Below are 20352 nucleotides of genomic sequence, written 5' to 3' on the forward strand. Positions count from 1 at the left end.
GCAGCTGAACTCCAGATGTCCGCCACCAATGGTGAGATAAGTGCACTCAGGTGTTACCACCATTTTACTGCCACGGTCGCGCGGCACCGAGCCTTTCTCATCCAGCACGGTCACTAATACGCAGGGTTCGCGCTTTTCACGCAACTCACTGAGAACGCTGATCCAGTCATGGTAGATCATCAGTGCCTCCTGCCAGTTGTGTGACGGCGCGCAACACCCGTTCCGGCGTGGCGGGGGTATCCATCAGCGGATGCTGCTGATAGTCAGCCACGCTGGCCACCGCATCCTGAAGCGCGCACCACACTGAAATACCCAGCATAAACGGCGGCTCACCCACCGCTTTTGAGTGGAAAACGGTGTCTTGCGGATTCTTACGATTCTCTACCAGCGTTACGCGCAGGTCAGCCGGAACATCGGTAATCGCCGGAATTTTATAACTGGCAGGTCCGTCGGTCATCAGTCGCCCCTGCTCATTCCAGACCAGTTCTTCACAGGTCAGCCAGCCCATTCCCTGCACAAAACCCCCTTCGACCTGCCCGATATCAATCGCCGGATTCAGCGACGCTCCGACATCATGCAAAATATCGGCGCGCAGCAGGCGATATTCACCGGTCAGCATATCAATCACCACCTCAGCGCAGGCGGCACCATAAGCAAAGTAGTAGAACGGCTTGCCGCGTCCCGCCTCCCGGTCGTAATGGATCCCCGGCACTTTATAGTAACCGGTGGCTGACAGCGGCACCTGATTCAGCCATGCCAGTTGCGCGACTTCCGGAAAGGTGAAGTGTTTATCAGCCACTTTAACAATACCGTTGCTGAAACTGACCGCCTCTGCGGCACACTGATGCAATTGACACAGCATCGCGGTGAGTCGCTCGCGCAGGATTTCCGCCGCATTTTGCGCCGCTTTGCCGTTCAGATCGGTGCCACTGGAAGCGGCAGTCGGTGAAGTATTCGGCACTTTGCCAGTATCGGTCGCGGTTATCGCAATCTGGTCAATATCAATTTGCAGCACCTCGGCGACAATTTGTGCCACTTTGGTATTCAGACCCTGACCCATTTCGGTACCGCCATGGTTAAGCTGTACCGTGCCATCGGTATAGATCAGTATCAGCGCCCCGGCCTGATTGAGAAAGCTGGAGGTAAACGAGATGCCAAATTTGACCGGCGTCAGCGCCAGTCCACGCTTGAGCAAGCGGTTGCTGGCGTTAAAGGCGCGGATATCGGCACGACGCGTCTGATAATCGGCGCTTTGTTCCAGTTGTGCGGTGATTTCATCCAGCAGATTATCTTCAACCTGCTGGTGATAATGGGTGATATTGCGCTGATGCTTACCGTAGTAGTTGCGTTTACGCATTTCCAGCGGATCGACGCCGCGCTCACGGGCAATATGATCGATAATTTGCTCAATCGCCACCATCCCTTGCGGGCCACCAAAGCCGCGATACGCGGTATTTGAGGCGGTATTTGTGCGGCAGCGGTAGCCGGTAATCAGCGCATCACCGAGGTAATAGGCGTTATCCGCATGAAACATGGCGCGATCGACAATCGAACCGGACAGATCGAGCGAATAGCCACAGTCGGCGGCTAAATCTATTTTTACGCCGCAGAAACGGCCATCGTCATCATAACCCACCTCATATCGCACCCAGAACGGATGGCGTTTGCCGGTAATCTGCATATCATCGCGGCGTGCCAGCCGCATTTTGACCGGTCGTCCGGTTAACCCAGCGGCGACGGCACACAGGCAGGCGACCCCGGCAGCCTGCGTCTCTTTACCACCAAAACCGCCACCCATACGACGCATATCGATGGTGACTTTATTCATGCTGATCCCCATCACCGAGGCCACCAGTTTCTGCACTTCGGTCGGGTTCTGCGTCGACGAAAAGACCTGCAAGGCGCGGTCTTCACCGGGCACCACCATCGCAATCTGCGTTTCCAGATAGAAATGTTCCTGACCGCCAATATAAAACTCTCCGCTAAGACGATGCGGCGCGCCTGCCAGTGCGGCATCGGCATCGCCGCGCTGGTGACGATGCGGTTGCTGGACAAAACTCTGCTGTTCCAGTGCCTGCTTCACATCCAGCAGTGGCGTCAGAACCTCATACTCAATGATCGCCGCCTGAGCGGCTTTTCGCGCTGCCTGCGGGGTATCGGCGACCACAGCCAGAATCACCTGGCCGAAATAATCGACCCGCTCTTTGGCCAGCAGCGGATCGCCCGGCTCCAGCGGGCCGATATCGCCGTCGCCCGGCACATCCTGCCAGCTCAGCACCCGAACCACGCCAGGAATGGCATAACAGGGGTCAGTATTGATACTGATAATTCGTGCATGGGCGTGCTCGCTAAGACGCGGGCAGAGATGCAGCATGCCGGGGAATTCCAGCCGATCGTCAATATAAATCGCGGCACCGCTGACATGTTTTTCCGCGCTTTCATGTTTATTACTGCGGCCAACTCCGGTCTGAATCCCGGCCAGATACTGTTGCTCAATCACCGCTGCGCTTACTCCAGGACGATTACGAGACATAGCGCGCGACCTCCGTAATGGTCAGTTCACCGGACAGCAGATGCCAGTATCGCCGTAACAGGTTCTTCGCCACTTGCAGGCGATAGTCGGCACTGGCACGAAAATCACTTAACGGCTGGAAGTCCTCTGCAAGCGCGCGACAGGCGTATTCCAGCGTACGCAGATCCAGACGCTGACCGGTAAGTTGCTGTTCGCAGGCGCTGGCGCGCTTTGGTATCTCTGCCATACCGCCAAAGGCCACTCGGGCATTAACAATCACGCCATCAATGATTTGCAGATTAAAGGCGGCAAACACCGCGGAAATATCGTCATCCAGCCGCTTAGAGACCTTCCAGGCGTGAAAGTTATGTGACACTGTCACCTTTGGTATCACCACGGCACGGATAAACTCCCCCGGTTGTAAGGCAGTTTTGCGGTAGCGGAGGAAAAATTGTGTCAGTGGCAGACGGCGCTGTTCTGCGCCACATTGCAGAATAAGCGCGGCATCCAGCGCCAGTAGCATCGGTGGCGTATCACCAATCGGTGAAGCGTTGGCGATATTGCCACCCAGCGTGCCCTGATTACGGATCTGCAACGACGCAAATCGCTCTAATACTTGCGCAAAAACCGGAAGCTTATCAGCCAGAAAGTGAGAGCAGGCGGTCAGTGAGGTTGCCGCCCCCAGTACGATTTCATGCTGATTGACTACACACTGTTTGAGTTCGTCTATCTGCTCCAGCGCAATCAGCAACGGTAAACTTTTATATTGCTGGGTAATTTGCAGCGTCAGGTCGGTGCCGCCCGCCAGCAGGCGGGCATCAGGATAGCGCTGATACAGCTCAGCCAGTTGTGCCACGGTTTTGGGCATCAGGCAGCGATGATCCTGCCAGTCGATTTGTTGTAGCCGGTTATTTTTTAGCGCCTGTAATTGCTGCACCACGCTGGCCTGCTGACGATCAAAACTGTCACGGGTGGCACTTTCACACGCCTGCCGTGCGGCATCAACAATCGGACGATAGCCGGTGCAACGGCAAAGATTACCGGCCAGCGCCTGTTCGGTCTGATGCCGATCCCAGCTCTGACTATTTTTCTTTAAGGTAAACAGTGACATGACAAAACCCGGCGTACAGAAGCCACACTGAGAGGCATGGCAGTCGACCATTGCCTGCTGCACCGGATGCAACCGATCGCCCTGCTGCAAATCTTCGACGGTAATCAGCTGTTTTCCCTGTAAGCTGCTGACCAGTGTCAGGCAACTATTGACGGTTTCATAGCGCATCTCGCCGTTAACTTCTTTGCCCAGCGTCACGGTACAGGCACCACAATCGCCCGACGCGCAGCCCTCTTTGCTACCGCAGCGGCGCTGATGATGGCGCAAATAGTTAAGCACCGTCAGGTTCGGGTCAATATGCTGTTCAGTCACCGGTTGCTGATTAAGTAAAAATTGAATCATGCGGCTTTCTCCTGGTCAGCGCGCTGCCAGACGCTTTTGCCATTAACCCAGGTGGCAGCAATATTGCGGTCGTCGCCGAGCGTCATTAGCACAAACAGCTGTTCCCAGATATCGCGACAGTTACCCTGGCGCAGTTGTTGCAACGCGGAAACCGCCGGGTCGAGCACCACAAAATCCGCCTCTTTACCGGCGTTGAAATTGCCAATACAGTCATCGAGATCCAGCGCCTGCGCGCCGCCAAGCGTGGCGTGGTAGAAGGCTTCACAGGCGGCCAGTTTGTAACCTTGCAGTTGCGCCACTTTATACGCCTCTCCAAGGGTTTGCAGGATATTAAACGTGGTCCCTGCGCCGACATCGGTACCGACACCGATTTTCACCCGCTTGTCCCAGCTTTTTTTCACATTAAACAGCCCGCTGCCAAGAAACAGATTGGAGGTCGGACAGAAGGCGATAGATGAATCGGTGTGATGCAGGCAGTCCCACTCCTGTTCTTCCAGGTGCAGACAGTGAGCAAAGACGCTGCGACGGCCGGTCAGCTGATAGTGATGATAAACATCGAGATAGCTGCTGTTTTCCGGGAACAACGACTTCACCCACGCAACTTCCTGCGGATTTTCGCTTAAATGAGTGTGCAGCCAGCAGTCCGGAAACTCCTGTTTCAGTTTGCGCACAGCGTTGAGCAGTTCCGGCGATGAGGTGGGAGCAAAACGCGGGGTGATGGCATAGCTCAGGCGTCCACGATGATGCCAGCGCTCAATCAGCGTTCGCGTCTGCTGGTAACTTTGCGCGGCGCTTTCCGTCAGATACTCCGGCGCGTTGCGATCCATCATGACTTTTCCGGCAATCAGGCGCATCTCCAGCTGCTCAGCGGCGCTAAACAGCGCATCGACCGATTGCGGATGCACGGTGCCAAATACCAGCGCGGTGGTGGTGCCATTACTGAGTAACTGATGAAGGAAAAACGCTGACATCTTTTCCGCGTGCTGTGGGCAGTGATACTGGCTTTCGACCGGAAACGTGTACTGCTGTAGCCATTCCAGCAGTTGCTCACCAAAAGCCCCGATCATTTCTGTTTGTGGATAGTGAATATGGCAGTCGACAAAGCCGGGCACGATCAGTTTACCGCGATAGTCCATCAGCTGATGGTCATCAGTCAGCTGGCCGCGCCCTGCTTCCCACGGCTGTAAGCTGACAATTCGCCCGCCGTCAATCAGCAACAATCCATCGGCAATGTAGCGCGCCTGTTGTGGCAATTGATCGGGATGTTCGACAGTGGCAGTAATATCAAAAAAGCTGCCGCGAATGGCTTGGGTATATTTCACTGGCATGGCACTTCCTTTTTGAGAAAGGATAATCTCTCTCTGATTAATCGCAGACGGGGATCTCTTTAATCAGAAATGCAAAAGCTATGCCAGTCACGATTATGCTATTTATTTATTACTATTCAGTAAGTTGGGGGGTTTTTTGTCCGTAACAGGCTTTTTAATTATTTAATCAGCACGCAAACGGTTGCCTGTTATCGCAACCGTTTGCATAGCAGGTAAAAATAGTGCCATTAAATAATTTTCCTCAGCCCCAATATTTATCTGCACCATTGCAACGCGCGTTATGCGTTTTTTGCACCATCGATGTGCAGATATTTGCTTACACTGAAACTGATTCAGCCCTTACCTGCTGCTGTGCTAAGTGATAAGGTGTCTGAAACCTAAAATGTGTTGAGGAACAGTGAGATGATAATTCTGGTTACGGGTGCGACCGCCGGTTTTGGTCAAAGTATTACTCGCCGATTTATTGCTGACGGTCATAAAGTGATCGCCACCGGCCGTCGTTCTGATCGCTTGCAGTCGCTGCAAGATGAGCTGGGTGATAATCTCTACACGCTGCAATTCGACGTGCGCAATCGCGCCGCGATCGACGAAGCGCTGGCAAGTTTACCGACCCAATGGCGTGATATTGACGTGCTGGTGAATAACGCCGGTCTGGCGTTAGGCATTGAACCGGCGCATAAAGCCAATATCGACGACTGGGAAAATATGATCGACACCAACAATAAAGGGCTGGTGTATATGACCCGCGCGGTGCTTCCGGCAATGGTTGAGCGCAATATCGGTCATATTATCAATATTGGTTCGATTGCCGGCAGCTGGCCTTATGCCGGTGGCAATGTTTACGGTGCCACCAAAGCGTTTGTGCGCCAGTTCAGCCTTAATCTGCGCACTGACCTGCATGGCACCGCGCTGCGCGTCACCGATATCGAACCGGGGCTGGTGGGCGGCACCGAGTTCTCTAATGTCCGCTTTAAAGGCGACGACGAGAAAGCGGATAAAGTCTATGATGGCACCACCGCCCTAACCGCTGAAGATGTCACCGAAGCGGTTTACTGGGTGGCGACTTTGCCAAAACATGTCAATATCAATACCTTAGAGATGATGCCAGTCAGCCAGACGCTGGCCGGTCTGAAAATCCATAAAGCGTAATGACCTGGCCCGGTGTCATGCTGATGACGCCGGGCTATTTACTCCAGCCCGCGACAATAATCAGCATTCCGCTACACGCCACTGCCGCGCCCAGCCAGTCATAACTTGTCAGACGCACACCATCAATCCAGCGTAACCACAGTAACGCCGTCATCACATACACCCCGCCGTAAGCGGCATAGACCCGACCACTGGCCGCCGGGTGCAAGGTCAGCAACCAGACAAACAGCGCCAGGCTACAGGCCGCCGGGATCAGCAACAGCACTGAACCGCCCTTTTTCAACCACAGCCAGGGTAAAAAGCAGCCGACGATTTCGGCAATCGCGGTGATAAAAAACAGCAATGAGGTTTTCAGCATTGGGTAAAAGATCTCGCAGAAATGTAAACAAGTCGGCACTGTGACTGGTGAGCAATTGAACCACAATGATATAATAAAGCGATCCTGACCGCAGCAGCAGTGGCTGACTGCGGTGATAACGAAAGGAACTAATGATGAAAATTCTGCGTAAACGCCTGATTACTGCTCTTCTGCCGGTCACTTTGCTGGGCGGCATGCTGGCTTTTCAACCGGCTGCCATGGCGAAAACCGATCGCGTTATTATTGAGAGTGGCAATACCGCGCTCAGTAGCGAACAAGCGCGCCAGGACAAGGAACAGTGGGATGACACGCGTATGCTGCGTAAAAAAGTTAACAGCCGCGTGGAAAAAGAGTTTGATAAAACTGATCGTGCGTTTGATACCCGTGACGCCTGTGATAAAAGTTACAACGTCAATGCCTACTGGGAACCGAACACCCTGCGTTGTCTCGATCGCCGCACCGGGCGTCCGGTAACCCCCTAAGCGATTAACAGCTGCTATGCTTATGACAGTTTTTAACAAAAGGATAATGTGATGAAAACGTCTGCGATGATCTTAACAGCGCTGTGCTTTGCAGCTCCTTTGGCGGTTCAGGCTTCCTGTGAGTCAGTAAAAGCCGATATCAGTCAAAAAATTATCAATAATGGCGTGCCTGAATCAGGTTTCACGCTGGATATTGTGCCAAATGACCAGGCCAATCAGGCCGGCGGCCAGGTAGTCGGTCACTGTGAAAACGATACGCAAAAAATCGTCTACAAACGCAGTGGAAATGACAGCGATGTCAATGTACCGTCAGATGCCGGCACCACGCAGGATGCACCGGCAAGTTAATCTGGAAATGGGCGACGATCGCGTCGCCCCTACTCCGGCCTTCTCGGCGGCATGGCCCGCGCAATCACCATACTGAGCGCCGCAATCAATAACGATGCAACAAATACCCAGTGCAGTGACGCAGCAACCTGGGTAATCATCTGTTGCAGCGTCTCATGCTGTAACGCCTGTCGCTCGCCTTCCGACATAATTTGCTGCACCGGATCATACTGCTCCGGCAGACGCAGCATCAGATTATAATTTAGCACAGCTCCCATTAACGCCGTTCCCAGCGCTGAGCCAAGCATCCGGCTGAACATAATCGATGCGGTGCAAATGCCGCGAATATGAAACTCAGCGCTGTTCTGTACCGACACCAGAAAGGTGGTGCTGGTCATCCCCATTCCGGTACCGATAACAAATGCTGCGCAACCGGCATGGATCAGAGAACTGTCACGTTGCAGGGTTAATAACAGCGCGGTACCCGCTATCAGTAACAGCGCCCCGAGCTGGGCGGTAAAGCGATAGGACGTCCGTAACATCAGACGACCACTCAGGGTGCTGGCGAGCGGCCAGCCAATTGACATCATCGCCAGCGCACTGCCCGCCTGCAGTGGTGTGCCGCCATTGACTCCCTGAATCCAGGTAGGCAGAAAGGCGCTGATGCCCATCATCGCTGCGCCGATCACCAGATTACCGGCGTTCCCCGCCACAATCACCCGGCTGCGCCAGATCGCCAGCGGAAATAGCGGCTCTTTGGCCTGTTTTTCATGCCTGACCAGCGCGTAGCCGCTAATCAGCGCCAGAGCGAGAAACAGCAGTGACCAATACCCCAGCGCTTCTGCTTGCAACAATGCGACCAACAGCGACGATATGCAGATCATCAGCCAGAAACTGCCGCCTAAATCAAGACGGTGCTGATGCTGTGGCTTGATATCCGGCAACCAGCGCGCCAGCATCACCATTGAGATAATACCAATCGGCACATTGACCCAAAAAATCAGCGCCCAGCTAAAGTGCTGAACAATCCAGGCACCGGTTAACGGGCCGATAATGGCGGCGATCCCCCAGACACTGGAGAGCCAGCCCTGAATACCGGCGCGCTCTTTTGGCGCGTAGATATCGGCGACAATCGTCGACGTCAACGGCATAATTGCCCCGGCGCCCAGCCCCTGAAAAGCGCGGAACAGAATCAACCAGCCCATATTGGTGGCGAAACCGCACAGTATTGAGCCCAGCAGAAACAGGGATGTGCCGATAAAGAACACCCGTTTTCTGCCCCATAAATCCGCCAGACGACCATAGATCGGCACGCTGACCGCCTGTGTCAGCAGGTAGATTGAGAATACCCAACCAAACTGTGAAAAGCCGCCCAGCTCGGCGATAATGGTCGGCATTGCCGTCGCCACAATCGTCACTTCAATGGCTGCCATAAACATTGCCAGCATGGCGGCAAATAAAATCCACCGACGATGCGCGACCTGATGTTGAATATTTTCCGTCATAGTTTCCCTTATGTTGCCTTCGATTAAGGCTAGCTCATCCCTGCTGCCGACAGTTTTCGTATTGTGCGCCAATAAACGTGACAACGTCACTCAAGCCGCATCCAATTTTTATTATTTCCTGTTTTCCCAGTGGCTACGCGGCATAGCGCCAGATCGGGTTAAAAACTATCCTGCTGATTTTTACCGTAAAAGTTGCCAGTAAGCGCGACAGGCTGCTATAGCTTTAATGGCGCTTTTTGACCATTAACAGCGTTATTGGCTTAAAAAGAGTTTTTTTCTCTGCATAAAACGGTGAATTCGGTATTGGATCTGGCGTTGAGTTTTTTGCTGGTTCTGTCGTTTCACCACCCGGTTTTATAACAAGGGTAACCTTCCGGCTCCCAATGGAAGCGCGACCCAATGAATGCGGTATCAGGGAGAACCATCCTCATGCAAAACTCAACGCTGCTTAAGCGTGCAGCCCTTGCGGTGCTGTTCATTATTGTGGTGCTTGGCCTGCTGGTTTATGGCCTTGGCGTTGAGACCATCAAGTCGCGACAGGTGGATTTAATCTATCTCGGTCAGCAACATATGTATCTGGTGTTCTGGTCAATGCTGTTCGCTCTGGCAGTTGGCATACCCAGCGGGATTATGCTTAGCCGACCGTTCGCCCGTCGCTGGGCAGAATATGTCATGCAAATCTTTAACGTCGGGAACACCCTGCCGCCATTGGCGGTGCTGGCGCTGGCGATGGTGATTATCGGCATCGGTGACCGCCCGGCTATCGTCGCGCTGTTTCTCGCCTCTCTGCTGCCGATCGTGCGCAACACTTATTCCGGTTTATGTGCGGTACAACCGTCACTGCTGGAAGCGGCAAACGGTATTGGTATGACCAAAATGCAGCGCTTACGCCAGGTGGAGCTGCCTGCCGCCTGGCCGGTAATGTTATCCGGCATCCGCATTGCCACGGCGATTAACGTTGGAACCGCCCCGCTGGCGTTCCTGATCGGTGCCAGTAGCTACGGCGAACTGATTTTCCCCGGTATCTATCTGAATGATTTTCCGACACTGATTCTGGGTGCTGCGGCAACGGCGTTGTTCGCGCTGATCCTCGATATGTTACTGGCCGGTCTGGGGCGTCTGTTAAGCCCACATACCGCGGTTTAAAACCATTTCTGGAGCACCGTTATGGCAAAAGCCAACAGATTAACCCGCTGGGTTCGTTACACCGCCCTCGCCCTGGGCACTTCGCTGGCGTTAAGCAGCGCAGCTTCTGCCGCGCCGATTATTATGGCCACCAAAAGTTTTACCGAGCAGCATATTATGTCGGCGATGACTACAATGTGGCTGAAGAAAAAAGGGTTTGAAATCGAAGCAAAAACCAATCTTGCCACTACTATCGTGCGCAATGCGATGCTGAGTAAGCAGATCGATATGACCTGGGAATATACCGGCACCTCGCTGATTATTTTTAACCATATTGAACAGCGTATGACGCCGGAAGAAGCGTATCAGACGGTGAAAAAACTCGATGGTGAAAAAGGATTGATCTGGCTGAACCCGGCACCGATGAACAATACCTACGCCTTTGCCATGCAGCGCGAGCGCGCGGAACAAGAGCATATTACAACGATGTCGCAGCTGGTGGCGAAAATTGAACAGGTGCGCAAAACCGATCCGGAAAACAACTGGATGCTCGGACTGGATCTGGAGTTTGCCGGTCGCTCTGACGGCCTGAAACCTCTGCAACAAGCTTATGGACTGGCGCTGGATCGCCCGCAGATCCGCCAGATGGACCCTGGACTGGTGTATAACGCCATTCGCGATGGTTTTGTCGATGCCGGTCTGATTTACACCACTGATGGTCGGGTAAAAGGTTTTGAACTAAAGGTACTTGAGGACGATAAAGGCTTTTTCCCCAGCTATGCCATGACGCCGGTAGTGCGTAAAGACACGCTGGAGGCCCATCCGGGTCTGGCAGAAGCACTGAATCAGCTGTCACCGCTGATCACCGATGATGCGATTACCGAAATGAACAAACGAGTCGATATCGACCACCAATCTCCGCAGCAAGTTGCGCGCGATTTTCTGAAATCAAACGGCCTGCTTTAAGGAGAATTTATGGATACCCTTCACTATATTTTCAACAACTGGGGCTACCTGCTTAACCTGACGTTACAGCATCTGTGGCTGGTGGGGCTGGCCGTCGGATTTGCCATCATTATTGGCGTGCCGATTGGCATTCTGATTGTGCGCTTTAAATGGCTGGCGACGCCGGTGTTAGGCCTCGCGACCCTTATTCTGACCATCCCTTCTATCGCGCTGTTTGGCCTGATGATTCCACTATTTTCGCTGATCGGTCAGGGTATTGGTGCCCTGCCTGCGATTACGGCGGTGTTTCTCTATTCGCTGTTGCCGATCGTGCGTAATACGCATACCGCGCTGGAAAATATTCCTTCGGGTCTGCGTGAAGCGGGTCGTGGCATTGGTATGACGTTCTGGCAACGGCTGCGCTGGGTGGAAATCCCCATGGCATTGCCGGTTATTTTTGGCGGTATTCGTACCGCAGTGGTGATGAATGTCGGGGTGATGGCCATCGCCGCAGTGATTGGAGCCGGTGGTCTTGGCCTGTTACTGCTGGATGGCATCAGTGGTAGCGATATTCGTATGTTGATTTCCGGCGCGTTAATGATTTGTTTGCTGGCTATTATTCTTGACTGGCTGCTGCATCGCTTGCAGCTGGCGCTGACTCCTAAGGGGATTCGATAATGATAAAACTGGAAAATCTCACTAAACAATTTAGCCAGAAAAACGGCAGCACTTTTAACGCCGTAGATAATGTCAGCCTGCATGTGCCAGCCGGTGAAATGTGTGTGCTGCTCGGCCCGTCAGGCTGTGGCAAAACCACCACGTTAAAAATGATCAACCGTTTGATCCCGGCAACCAGCGGTAAAATCCTGATTAACGGCGAAGATACCAGCAATCTCGATACCACCACCCTGCGCCGTAATATTGGTTATGTGATTCAGCAGATTGGTCTGTTTCCCAATATGACCATTGAAGAGAACATTACCGTCGTACCGCGTATGCTGGGATGGGATAAAAAGCGTTGTCAGCAGCGTGCCACGGAACTGATGAGTATGGTGGCGCTCGACCCGAAGAAATTTCTGCATCGTTATCCAAAAGAGATGTCTGGCGGGCAACAGCAGCGAATTGGCGTGATTCGTGCGCTGGCGGCGGATCCACCGGTGTTACTAATGGATGAACCCTTTGGTGCCGTCGACCCGATCAACCGTGAAGTGATTCAGAATGAGTTCCTCGATATGCAGCGCCAGCTAAAGAAAACCGTAATGCTGGTCAGCCATGATATTGATGAAGCGCTAAAGCTGGGGGATCGTATCGCGGTGTTCGGCCAGGGAAAAATCGTGCAGTGCGCCAGCCCGGATGAGTTGCTGGCGAAACCGGCGAATGAGTTTGTCGGCTCCTTTGTCGGTCAGGATCGGACGCTGAAACGCCTGCTGCTGGTGCAGGCCGGTGATGTCACCGACCAACAGCCGACCATTACCGTGCAGAAATCAACGCCGCTGATGCAGGCTTTTGGCACCATGGATGACAATGATATGCGCTCGGTTACCGTCGTCGATGATAATGGTAAACCGCTGGGCTTTGTTAAACGCCGTGAAGCACGCGGCGCTACCGGCGTCTGTGCCGATATGCTGCATAAGTTTAGCGTTACCGGACGTGCAGAAGAGAACCTGCGCGTGGTGCTGTCGAAGCTGTATGAGCATAACCTGGTATGGATGCCGATCGTGGACGAAGAAGGACGCTATAGCGGTGAAATCTCGCAGGATTATATTGCCGACTACCTCAGTTCCGGGCGCACCCGCCGGGCGCTGAATCAGAGTTAACAATAATACCCTCACGGTTAAAGATAGTGAGGGTGGCGATTTTCAGTCGCTAATCTGGCCGCTATTTTTGCTGCTCTGATTTACAGATAGCATGCATCTTTAGCGGCTTTATGCAGATCGAAAACTTTTGCATCAAAATACGGACCAAAGGTACTGTCAGGATAATTACTTAAAATTTTGGCATTGATACCCACGGCGTAATTGCCACTGGCATTATCCGTGTTCAATTCGGCAATCCAGGCACCGCCACTTGAGCCTTTCTTCATCGGGTTACCGTCCATTCTGACTTCACCATTGAACTGTTTTTCGCCCAAACGCCCGTTAACTTTTTGCATATAGCTACCCTCCATATAATTTGATGGATACCCTATCGCTGTCCACTGAGTATGAGGAATCCCAGACATTAACCCCAGCCAGCCCGCGCCAGAGTCAAAATGGGTAGTCAGAAAGCCGTAATCCTTACTCCAGTTCTGCTTGTCAGTCCCTGTCACCCAATCACTCCAGACGGCCATGCAGCGGGTCTGGAATGATTTATCCCAGCTGTTATTCTTGTAGCGTTGGTAAAACACAAAATTCTTATACCAGGCACCGGTTTTATGATCTCTGATGCAGTGGGCGGCGGTCATTAATACCCGCTTATGGCCGACAAACTGAGCGGTACAATTAAAATCGCCATCCGGTGCAGAAAAGAATAATTTGCCGGCATTCCAGAACGGACGTTGATTAACATTCGCCTCTTCCGGTTGCCCTTGTGCCCAGGCGGCGCTTTCCTCAGGCTCTGACCTCGAAGGCTCCAGTATAAAAGTTGTTTCATTTTCCGGATTCGCGAGAGAATCTGGTGAAGGCGTTTGCTCCCGCTCTTCGTCTGATACTTCCGGCTCTGGCATCGGTTTCGCGGCGCGTAACCTTTCTGCTGTCCAGTAATTATCAGCACTTCTGCTTTCAGATAACACTCTGATGTCAGGTTTTGGCTGCGGGTTATTTTCTGTATTACTGTCATTCAATTCAGAAAATGCAATAGCAGGGGTAAGTGCAGAAATTAGCATGGCTATGGTTGAAATATTCCTTTTCATGATGCGTCCTTTAATATTAATTTTTAATGGAAACCTTACGGATTTTCTTTATTAAAAAGGTTTAAATAGTCTGGCGGTACCTGCCACCTCCATCTTAGTATTCAAGGGAGGATATCTTTCATTCAGAAATCGTCTGACCTCTAATAAATCATCATTAAATTCTTTAAATCGGTTAACCGCTGCACCATCCATGATCACTCCAGTTAAGCCACTCAAAAATCTTTTATTAACAATCCCGTTGAACGCTATGATGTTTTTTTGTGATAACTGAGCAAATTGAGAGGCCAGACTAGACTCGCCTTGATATCCTTCATCCGCTGAAAAGCAGGTGATAAGCCGTACTGAATCATATTCAGAGTAATTTTCAACATGTTGCAATAAATGTTCATTTAACTCTGTAGCATTCAGTGACCGTTCATCTACATGGCAATATCCCACACCATCCGGCCCATATCCGCCGTGACCATAAACATCAAGATGAGGGATTCCATTTACCCTTCTTCCTTTCGCAAAACTCAGAGAATGCCCCCCCTCGCCATCCGGTACCACCCCCAGTGGATATATCCGCTGGGGAGGAGCGAAAGCACCGCAGGTTTCAGTAGTTCTGCCTGTGACGCCGGTTTCTTCAATCATCAGTCCGCCACATGGCCGGTTAATGAGGCCTTTTAGCAGGCTTAACAGTGACTTTTCCTCCGGCAACATCCGGGAGAGCACGGCTGAACTCACTCCGCTCACTATCCCCATTCCTAACGCTGCCCAGCCGAGGATAGCTGCTGTTTTCGGGGCAGACTCCGCCACAAATTGTTGCGCGACCGCCAGCCCGGTCGATACCAGCGCAGTGACCACGGACACCATGGCCAGTGATGAGCCTGCTGACACCGGCGTTAGCAAAATACCCAGCGCCACGCTGATACCCATTCCCAGCCATCCCCAGACGCTGTGATGACCACTCGGGTCAGCCCGGTTTACCGGATCTCCCGCACAATAAGCATAGGTATTTATCCCTCCGCGACCAAACGGGCTACAACAGTCCGGCGCATTAAAGCGCATCAAATGCGGGTAAAAGTCGCGATACCCGTTACCCGAATGATAATTACCGCAGACAGGATCGCTGCGCAGTCCGTTAAAACCTGAAACAGGGCCGTGCATAATTAACTCCGCTGTAAAAATGGGGCGTTATCTCATGGGATTAAGTCGGACAATAAAATCGACAGCATAATCATCTGCTGGTCTCACACGGCGTTCAACGGCGTAAGCGGTTAAACCGGGTTTGATCTCTGACATAATACGCAGTGTTGATTTCCCCGTTTCTGTTCTGAAAAAAGAGTCAAACAGTTCCTGCCCGGATTTCCCATCTGTCATTGCCAGTGTCCTTTCATTTGTCATTGTGGTCCTTTCAATTGTTTCCGGCACCTCGCCGAAAAAATTATATTTTTTTGATATAAATTCATACTGATATTTTGCCACGTCGCTTGCATAATAAGGCACATCTTTTATTTCTCTGTAGTTATGGTGAAACGTCCATTTTTTTCTTTCAAATGTGTTACTGAAGTTATTACCTCTGTTTTGAAGATCTTTTGAACCTACAGAGTAATCCCGGTCATAATGAAAAAAATTATTCTTATCATCAATCCAGGCACGTGCTTGTTCCCAGGACTGTCGTTTGCTGTTACCCGCGCCAAGTAAGCTCTCGGAGGGTTCTCCGTAAATTAACTCGAAATGTTGTGCATCTGAAACCATCGCACCATCCGCAGCAGCACTGCGTAATAAGCGGCTCCCGCCGACCAGCAAGCCTGCGCCTGGCGATAACAGCCCGCTGGCAAAGGAGAGCCAACCGAGCGCCGTCGAGGCGCGTGGATTACTGCCCGCGCTGGCGATACTGGCGATACCGCTGATATCAGCCACCAAATTAGCGGTGCCAATCAGCATGGTCGTGGCAGAAGCGCTGGCCATGGCAGCTTCTAAACCCCCGACGGCTATCAATGAACTTCCGCCGGTAAACAGCGCCCCGACAACCCCCAGAACCCCCATGCCAATACCCAGCGCTGCCTGCCAGCTAAAATGACCGCTCGGGTCAGCACGATTAATCGGGTCACCCGCGCAATAGCCGTAAGCATTCATTCCGCCCGCGCCAAACGGGCTCCAGCTGTCCGGTGCGGTAAAACGCATCAGTGACGGATTGTAACTACGGTAGCCGTTGCCCGGATGATAATATCCACTGACGGGATCAAGGCGCAAACCATTAAAGCCAGAAATGGTTTTCATAACTCTCTCCAATATAAAATGATGACGTTATTAATACGTTTGAAGTCGAATAATAAAGTTGACGGCCTGTTTTCGACCTGTTTTAAATATCCAGGCGATTAAGCCGGACATAGAAATCATCATCGTTACGATCCACTGCAAATGATGTCCTGTTAAATCCGGCCATAATTCGCTGGGTAGATTTCCCTACTGGCGTGCGGAAAAATGCGGCAAATATTTCATCGCCCTCCAGGCCTTCGGTTTCATCCGGCGTTAATTCATTAGCTATGCGTTTTCTTTTTATGACCTCTGGCATGGTAGTAAAATCATGTTCTGCCGAGACTCTCTCATACTGATATCTTGCCACGTCGCTGGCGTAGTAAGGGACATCCGGGTGCTCGCGGAAGTTGGTTCTGAATGTCCATTTTTTGGGTTTAAATTTATTAACAAAGTAATTGTTTTTTTCCCGTTTCACGTAATGTAAATCTTCCGATTCAATCCGGTAGCCAACAATATTATGAGTAAAACTGGCCGGATCGTCGATATAGGCCCGTGCCTGTTTCCATGACTCGCGTTGACCGGCAGCGACATTGCCCGCAGCAGAAAGATGCTCCTCAGATTGTGAAAAGTTCAGCTCGAAACTGCGTGCTTCGCCGACCATAAGCATCCAGCCGCTGCCCGTTAAAGCCTGCAATATTGCCGTTCATAAATCCTCCTGTTACTCAGAGAATTTATTTATAGCGCAAACTATTCAGGGTGGAAATGGAAAAAATACAAATAAAATCATCATGATAAACACACCACAAAGTGATGGTTTTGTCTGGAAGGATCGGTGAGGCTAAGCCTCACCGTAATAGTTCGGGGAAGGTCGGGCGTCAGGCGGTGCGAGAGTGACCAAAAGTCTGTTCCACGGCCGATAAATCCAGATACTTAGCCAGGTCGCGCTGTTCGGCGCGCGGTAAATACGGCAATTCGCCGATTAGCGGTGCCGGGATTTTATCGCACAGTACCTCGATAATTTCTGCGTAGTGCGCCAGGCCGGGGTTAATCCGATTCGCCACCCAACCCAGCAGCGGTAAACCGTCATTGATAATCGATTCGGCAGTTAACAACGCATGGCTGATACAGCCGGACTGTATGCCCACGACCATCACCACCGGCAGTTTTTCCAGCACTGCCCATTCGGATAGCGGGCGCAAATCATTCATCAAACAGCGCCAGCCGCCAGTGCCTTCAACCACCACTGCATCCGCCTGCTGGCATAAATGCTGTAAACCCTCGCTGAGCTGGCGGTAACTGACAGGCTGGTCGCGATTGATGCTGATTTCATCTTCCTGCAAGGTAATCGGGTTAATCGCCTGATAAGGCAGTTGCAGCGTCGAAGAGGTTTGCAGAATCAGTGCATCTTTATTGCGCAACCCCTCTTCGGTTTGCTGGCTATTTTTTGCTACCGGTTTGTAGCCCACCACGCGGGGGTATTCGATCGCCAGCTTTTGCAGCAGTGCGCGGGAAACCACAGTTTTACCGACAGCAGTATCTGTACCGGTCACAAATATACGACTCAACATGCGTGCATCTCCGACAGGCCAATAACCTGCAATTAATGAATTTAACTAATGGTTGCTGTCGGAAAATTGTAGAGGAGCCGGTGCGGCTCAGGTTTGCGTTAGCGCAAGCTTTTGTCGATAAGGCGAATCAGATTAGCCCTGTAACAGTTTGACCAGTAAGGAACCGTTATACAGTGCATCTTTAACCAGCGCCGCGCCAGGCATGGTGCCAAGATTAACGAACTGTGTCGGCTCAACAGCAATCTGCGAACTGTAGGCTGGCAGTGATTGCTGGCGAATACAGGCGGCGATCGCCGGATAGAGAATCTCTGACGCACGATTTAACGGTGAACCAATCAGGATTTTTTGCGGATTAAACAGATTCACCATCACCGCCACAATGCGGCCGACACTGTTCCCTACCCCGATAATAATATCAGTCGCCAGTTGATCGCCCTGGCACGCGGCATCACATAGCGCGTCAATGCTGAGTGGCTGATGATGTAACCGTGAATTCGGCGAGGATGGCATCCGCTGTTCCGCCTGGGTCAGAATGCTGCTGATGCTGGCCACCGTCTCCAGACAGCCATGATTGCCGCAGTAACATTGCTTGCCGTACGGGTCGACCTGAGTGTGACCTATCTCAACCAGTGTGCTGTTACCGTTGTGCAACAGGCGTCCGCCAGTGATCACTCCGGCCCCAACGTTATGATCAATCACCACATGAATCACATCGCGTGCGCCGCGCGACGCGCCAAACAGGGATTCAGCCATGGTCCAGGCGCAGATATCATGCTGAATAAAGATGGGCAGACCGGTGCGTTTTTCCAGCTCCGGCCCCAGTTGCATATCCACTACCGGATAAAAAGGCATGCGATGCACGATACCGGTTTGGGTATTAATAATACCGGGCAGCGTGATGGCAATCGCGGTTAAGCGCTCAAGTTTATGCTGATGGCGGATAAAAAACTGGTCAATATGATTGATAATGCGGGTTAACAATGGCTCGCTGTCTTCCTGTGGCAGCGGCAGCTGCTCTTCAGTGACTAACGCGCTGCTTAAATCACGCAGTGCCAGGGTGATATCCCCTTTACTGATGCGTACCGACAGGTAATGCCAGCCAACAGTGTCGAGGATTAAGCCGGTAGCCGGGCGGCCACGGCTACCGATATCCTGAAATTCGGTTTCCTGAACCAGATGAGCTTCCAGCATTTCACGCACAATTTTGGTAATACTGGCGGGCGCCAGTTGCGCCAGTCTGGAAAGCTCAATGCGCGAAATAGGGCCATGTTGATCTATCAGGCGATACACAACGCCAGCATTGGTTTGCTTAATCTGATCAATATGACCAGGCTGACTATCCGCTATCACAACCCCTGCTCCCGCTTATTTTCGCGCTTCTAAATAAACCCTTTTCGCTATGGTGAAACACTTAATCTGTGTCGTCAAATATTTGATTCGATTTGTGATTTACTGCACACAAATCCCGGTGCAGCGCTCGTAAAAGGAGCAAATATGATCGCGCTACAGCAACAGCGCCATCATATGCTCCATCAGCGCACTGCGTTCACGCTGCCGTGCCCAGACCAGCCAGACCTCGGAAAGCGCGTCGTTTTCCTCAATCGGAATCCAGACGACATCCGCCAGCCGCACTCGCTTAAACGAGGCCGGTAGTATCGATACGCCCAGTCCGGTAGAGACCAGTCCAATAATGGTCATCGCTTCCCCGGCTTCCTGAGTGATATAAGGCTGAATCTGATAACGTTGCAGTAAACCCTGTATTTCGCTGTACAGCGCGGTACCTACCTGGGGATCAAAGAAGACAAAGGGTTCATTAGCCAGCGCCTGCACGGAAACCGTTTGCTGCTGCGCCAGGGGATGTGCGCGATGCATTAACGCATATAAAGGCTCCCGCAGAATCAGATGATGATCCAGCGTGTCCGGCAGCGGCGTATTACGCATCACACCGAGATCGAGACGGCCTTCATTCAGCGGCTCAAGCTGCTGACGGGTGTTGATCTCCTGCATCTGGATATGAACCTGCGGATAGCGCTGGCGAAAAGTGAATAACGCATCCGACACCCGCTTAATAAACGGCGCTGAAGAGGTAAAACCGATACGCAGTTCACCTTCATCGCCGTTATGCAGACGTGCGGCTTTGTCGACCGCCTGACTGACATTGAGCAGAATTTGCCGGGCGTCGATCAAAAACTGCTGACCCGCCGGTGTGAGCTGCACGCTGCGGTTGGTACGTGCCAGCAGACGTGCGCCAACTTGCTGTTCAAGTATCTGAATTTGCTGACTCAGTGGTGGTTGAGAAATATTCAGTCGCTGGGCAGCACGACTGAAATGCAGCTCTTCGGCAACCGCAATAAAGTAGCGCAGATGGCGTAACTCGATATTCATATGATTTAAGTATTATTCGAGATTATTAATATATTAGACATCATAATCCAGCTTCCTTAAGGTTAACAGACTAATAAATTT

Annotated in this window: 20 protein-coding genes; 7 read left to right on the forward strand and 13 right to left on the reverse strand. The window is 52.0% G+C overall.

The window, feature by feature from the left end; genetic code table 11:
* The 4 genes from NG42_RS23385 to guaD form a co-directional block, all read right to left on the reverse strand.
* Positions 1-180, reverse strand: a 180-nt coding sequence (locus NG42_RS23385; protein ID WP_052898711.1) for an XdhC family protein, incomplete at its 3' end; no start/stop codon positions are given.
* On the reverse strand, positions 167-2533 hold the full coding sequence (xdhB, locus tag NG42_RS07080) for a xanthine dehydrogenase molybdopterin binding subunit (RefSeq protein ID WP_052898581.1): 2367 nt from the start codon (positions 2531-2533) through the stop codon (positions 167-169). The genes xdhB and NG42_RS23385, both read right to left, overlap by 14 nt.
* Complete coding sequence (gene xdhA, locus NG42_RS07085; protein ID WP_052898582.1) at positions 2523-3965, reverse strand: xanthine dehydrogenase small subunit; 1443 nt, start codon at positions 3963-3965, stop codon at positions 2523-2525. The genes xdhB and xdhA overlap by 11 nt, the downstream gene beginning before the upstream one ends.
* Positions 3962-5293 carry a guanine deaminase gene (gene guaD, locus NG42_RS07090; RefSeq protein WP_052898583.1) on the reverse strand — a complete coding sequence of 444 codons (1332 nt, stop codon included), beginning with the start codon at positions 5291-5293 and terminating at the stop codon, positions 3962-3964. The genes xdhA and guaD overlap by 4 nt, the downstream gene beginning before the upstream one ends.
* Positions 5294-5695: 402 nt before the next feature.
* Between guaD and ydfG the strand changes: the two genes are divergently transcribed.
* Positions 5696-6442: a bifunctional NADP-dependent 3-hydroxy acid dehydrogenase/3-hydroxypropionate dehydrogenase YdfG gene (ydfG, locus tag NG42_RS07095; protein ID WP_052898584.1), complete on the forward strand. Its 747-nt coding sequence runs from the start codon at positions 5696-5698 to the stop codon at positions 6440-6442.
* Positions 6443-6476: 34 nt separating this feature from the next.
* Here ydfG and NG42_RS07100 read toward each other — a convergent pair whose 3' ends face one another.
* On the reverse strand, positions 6477-6800 hold the full coding sequence (locus NG42_RS07100; protein ID WP_052898585.1) for a YnfA family protein: 324 nt from the start codon (positions 6798-6800) through the stop codon (positions 6477-6479).
* Positions 6801-6934: 134 nt separating this feature from the next.
* Between NG42_RS07100 and NG42_RS07105 the strand changes: the two genes are divergently transcribed.
* The gene (locus tag NG42_RS07105) at positions 6935-7282 is read left to right on the forward strand and encodes a DUF1283 family protein (RefSeq protein ID WP_052898586.1); all 348 of its coding nucleotides are present in this window, start codon (positions 6935-6937) and stop codon (positions 7280-7282) included.
* A gap of 51 nt (positions 7283-7333) precedes the next feature.
* Positions 7334-7630 (forward strand): DUF1161 domain-containing protein, encoded by a 297-nt coding sequence (locus NG42_RS07110; RefSeq protein WP_173581477.1) that lies wholly within the window; start codon positions 7334-7336, stop codon positions 7628-7630.
* Positions 7631-7659: 29 nt separating this feature from the next.
* On the opposite strand, the gene NG42_RS07115 is transcribed toward NG42_RS07110, so the two are convergent.
* Positions 7660-9114, reverse strand: coding sequence for an MDR family MFS transporter (locus NG42_RS07115; RefSeq protein ID WP_052898588.1), 1455 nt, complete (start codon positions 9112-9114; stop codon positions 7660-7662).
* A gap of 429 nt (positions 9115-9543) precedes the next feature.
* On the opposite strand from NG42_RS07115, the gene osmY reads away from it, so the two are divergent.
* Genes osmY through osmV form a run of 4 tightly spaced genes read left to right on the forward strand, consistent with a single transcriptional unit; the run spans position 9544 to position 13001 of the window.
* A complete protein-coding gene (gene osmY, locus NG42_RS07120; protein WP_052898589.1) occupies positions 9544-10260 on the forward strand; it encodes an osmoprotectant ABC transporter permease OsmY in 717 nt (238 codons plus the stop codon).
* Between the two features lie 21 nt (positions 10261-10281).
* Positions 10282-11205, forward strand: a complete 924-nt coding sequence (locus NG42_RS07125; protein ID WP_052898590.1) for a glycine betaine ABC transporter substrate-binding protein — start codon at positions 10282-10284, stop codon at positions 11203-11205.
* Between the two features lie 9 nt (positions 11206-11214).
* Positions 11215-11862 (forward strand): osmoprotectant ABC transporter permease OsmW, encoded by a 648-nt coding sequence (gene osmW / locus NG42_RS07130; RefSeq protein WP_052898591.1) that lies wholly within the window; start codon positions 11215-11217, stop codon positions 11860-11862.
* Positions 11862-13001: an osmoprotectant ABC transporter ATP-binding protein OsmV gene (osmV, locus tag NG42_RS07135; RefSeq protein WP_052898592.1), complete on the forward strand. Its 1140-nt coding sequence runs from the start codon at positions 11862-11864 to the stop codon at positions 12999-13001. Before osmW ends, osmV begins: the two co-directional genes overlap by 1 nt.
* Before the next feature lie 80 nt (positions 13002-13081).
* On the opposite strand, the gene NG42_RS07140 is transcribed toward osmV, so the two are convergent.
* From NG42_RS07140 to NG42_RS07170, 7 genes are all read right to left on the reverse strand, one after another.
* Entirely contained in the window at positions 13082-14074 is a 993-nt protein-coding gene (locus tag NG42_RS07140; RefSeq protein ID WP_156322045.1) for a trypsin-like serine peptidase, read from the reverse strand.
* 51 nt (positions 14075-14125) lie between these two features.
* Positions 14126-15223 carry an RHS repeat-associated core domain-containing protein gene (locus tag NG42_RS07145; RefSeq protein WP_072133195.1) on the reverse strand — a complete coding sequence of 366 codons (1098 nt, stop codon included), beginning with the start codon at positions 15221-15223 and terminating at the stop codon, positions 14126-14128.
* A gap of 27 nt (positions 15224-15250) precedes the next feature.
* Positions 15251-16339 (reverse strand): RHS repeat-associated core domain-containing protein, encoded by a 1089-nt coding sequence (locus tag NG42_RS07150; RefSeq protein WP_053115721.1) that lies wholly within the window; start codon positions 16337-16339, stop codon positions 15251-15253.
* Between the two features lie 82 nt (positions 16340-16421).
* On the reverse strand, positions 16422-16979 hold the full coding sequence (locus NG42_RS07155; protein ID WP_156322047.1) for a hypothetical protein: 558 nt from the start codon (positions 16977-16979) through the stop codon (positions 16422-16424).
* A gap of 214 nt (positions 16980-17193) precedes the next feature.
* On the reverse strand, positions 17194-17886 hold the full coding sequence (gene bioD / locus NG42_RS07160) for a dethiobiotin synthase (protein ID WP_052898595.1): 693 nt from the start codon (positions 17884-17886) through the stop codon (positions 17194-17196).
* Positions 17887-18018: 132 nt separating this feature from the next.
* A complete protein-coding gene (gene mlc / locus NG42_RS07165; RefSeq protein ID WP_052898596.1) occupies positions 18019-19236 on the reverse strand; it encodes a sugar metabolism global transcriptional regulator Mlc in 1218 nt (405 codons plus the stop codon).
* Between the two features lie 153 nt (positions 19237-19389).
* The gene (locus NG42_RS07170) at positions 19390-20271 is read right to left on the reverse strand and encodes a LysR family transcriptional regulator (RefSeq protein ID WP_052898597.1); all 882 of its coding nucleotides are present in this window, start codon (positions 20269-20271) and stop codon (positions 19390-19392) included.
* Between the last annotated feature and the right edge of the window lie 81 nt (positions 20272-20352).

The organism is Winslowiella iniecta (assembly GCF_001267535.1).
Classification (GTDB): domain Bacteria; phylum Pseudomonadota; class Gammaproteobacteria; order Enterobacterales; family Enterobacteriaceae; genus Erwinia; species Erwinia iniecta.

What these genes read in the sequence shown, in the direction of transcription:
- osmW (WP_052898591.1), top strand. Translation starts at nt 11,215, where the DNA reads ATGGATACCCTTCACTATATTTTCAACAACTGGGGCTACCTGCTTAAC.
- NG42_RS07110 (WP_173581477.1), top strand. Translation starts at nt 7,334, where the DNA reads ATGAAAACGTCTGCGATGATCTTAACAGCGCTGTGCTTTGCAGCTCCT.
- NG42_RS07140 (WP_156322045.1), bottom strand. Translation starts at nt 14,074, where the DNA reads ATGAAAAGGAATATTTCAACCATAGCCATGCTAATTTCTGCACTTACC.
- osmV (WP_052898592.1), top strand. Translation starts at nt 11,862, where the DNA reads ATGATAAAACTGGAAAATCTCACTAAACAATTTAGCCAGAAAAACGGC.
- ydfG (WP_052898584.1), top strand. Translation starts at nt 5,696, where the DNA reads ATGATAATTCTGGTTACGGGTGCGACCGCCGGTTTTGGTCAAAGTATT.
- guaD (WP_052898583.1), bottom strand. Translation starts at nt 5,293, where the DNA reads ATGCCAGTGAAATATACCCAAGCCATTCGCGGCAGCTTTTTTGATATT.
- osmY (WP_052898589.1), top strand. Translation starts at nt 9,544, where the DNA reads ATGCAAAACTCAACGCTGCTTAAGCGTGCAGCCCTTGCGGTGCTGTTC.
- NG42_RS07105 (WP_052898586.1), top strand. Translation starts at nt 6,935, where the DNA reads ATGAAAATTCTGCGTAAACGCCTGATTACTGCTCTTCTGCCGGTCACT.
- xdhB (WP_052898581.1), bottom strand. Translation starts at nt 2,533, where the DNA reads ATGTCTCGTAATCGTCCTGGAGTAAGCGCAGCGGTGATTGAGCAACAG.
- NG42_RS07115 (WP_052898588.1), bottom strand. Translation starts at nt 9,114, where the DNA reads ATGACGGAAAATATTCAACATCAGGTCGCGCATCGTCGGTGGATTTTA.
- NG42_RS07145 (WP_072133195.1), bottom strand. Translation starts at nt 15,223, where the DNA reads ATGCACGGCCCTGTTTCAGGTTTTAACGGACTGCGCAGCGATCCTGTC.
- NG42_RS07155 (WP_156322047.1), bottom strand. Translation starts at nt 16,979, where the DNA reads ATGGTCGGCGAAGCACGCAGTTTCGAGCTGAACTTTTCACAATCTGAG.
- xdhA (WP_052898582.1), bottom strand. Translation starts at nt 3,965, where the DNA reads ATGATTCAATTTTTACTTAATCAGCAACCGGTGACTGAACAGCATATT.
- NG42_RS07100 (WP_052898585.1), bottom strand. Translation starts at nt 6,800, where the DNA reads ATGCTGAAAACCTCATTGCTGTTTTTTATCACCGCGATTGCCGAAATC.
- NG42_RS07125 (WP_052898590.1), top strand. Translation starts at nt 10,282, where the DNA reads ATGGCAAAAGCCAACAGATTAACCCGCTGGGTTCGTTACACCGCCCTC.
- bioD (WP_052898595.1), bottom strand. Translation starts at nt 17,886, where the DNA reads ATGTTGAGTCGTATATTTGTGACCGGTACAGATACTGCTGTCGGTAAA.
- NG42_RS07170 (WP_052898597.1), bottom strand. Translation starts at nt 20,271, where the DNA reads ATGAATATCGAGTTACGCCATCTGCGCTACTTTATTGCGGTTGCCGAA.
- NG42_RS07150 (WP_053115721.1), bottom strand. Translation starts at nt 16,339, where the DNA reads ATGAAAACCATTTCTGGCTTTAATGGTTTGCGCCTTGATCCCGTCAGT.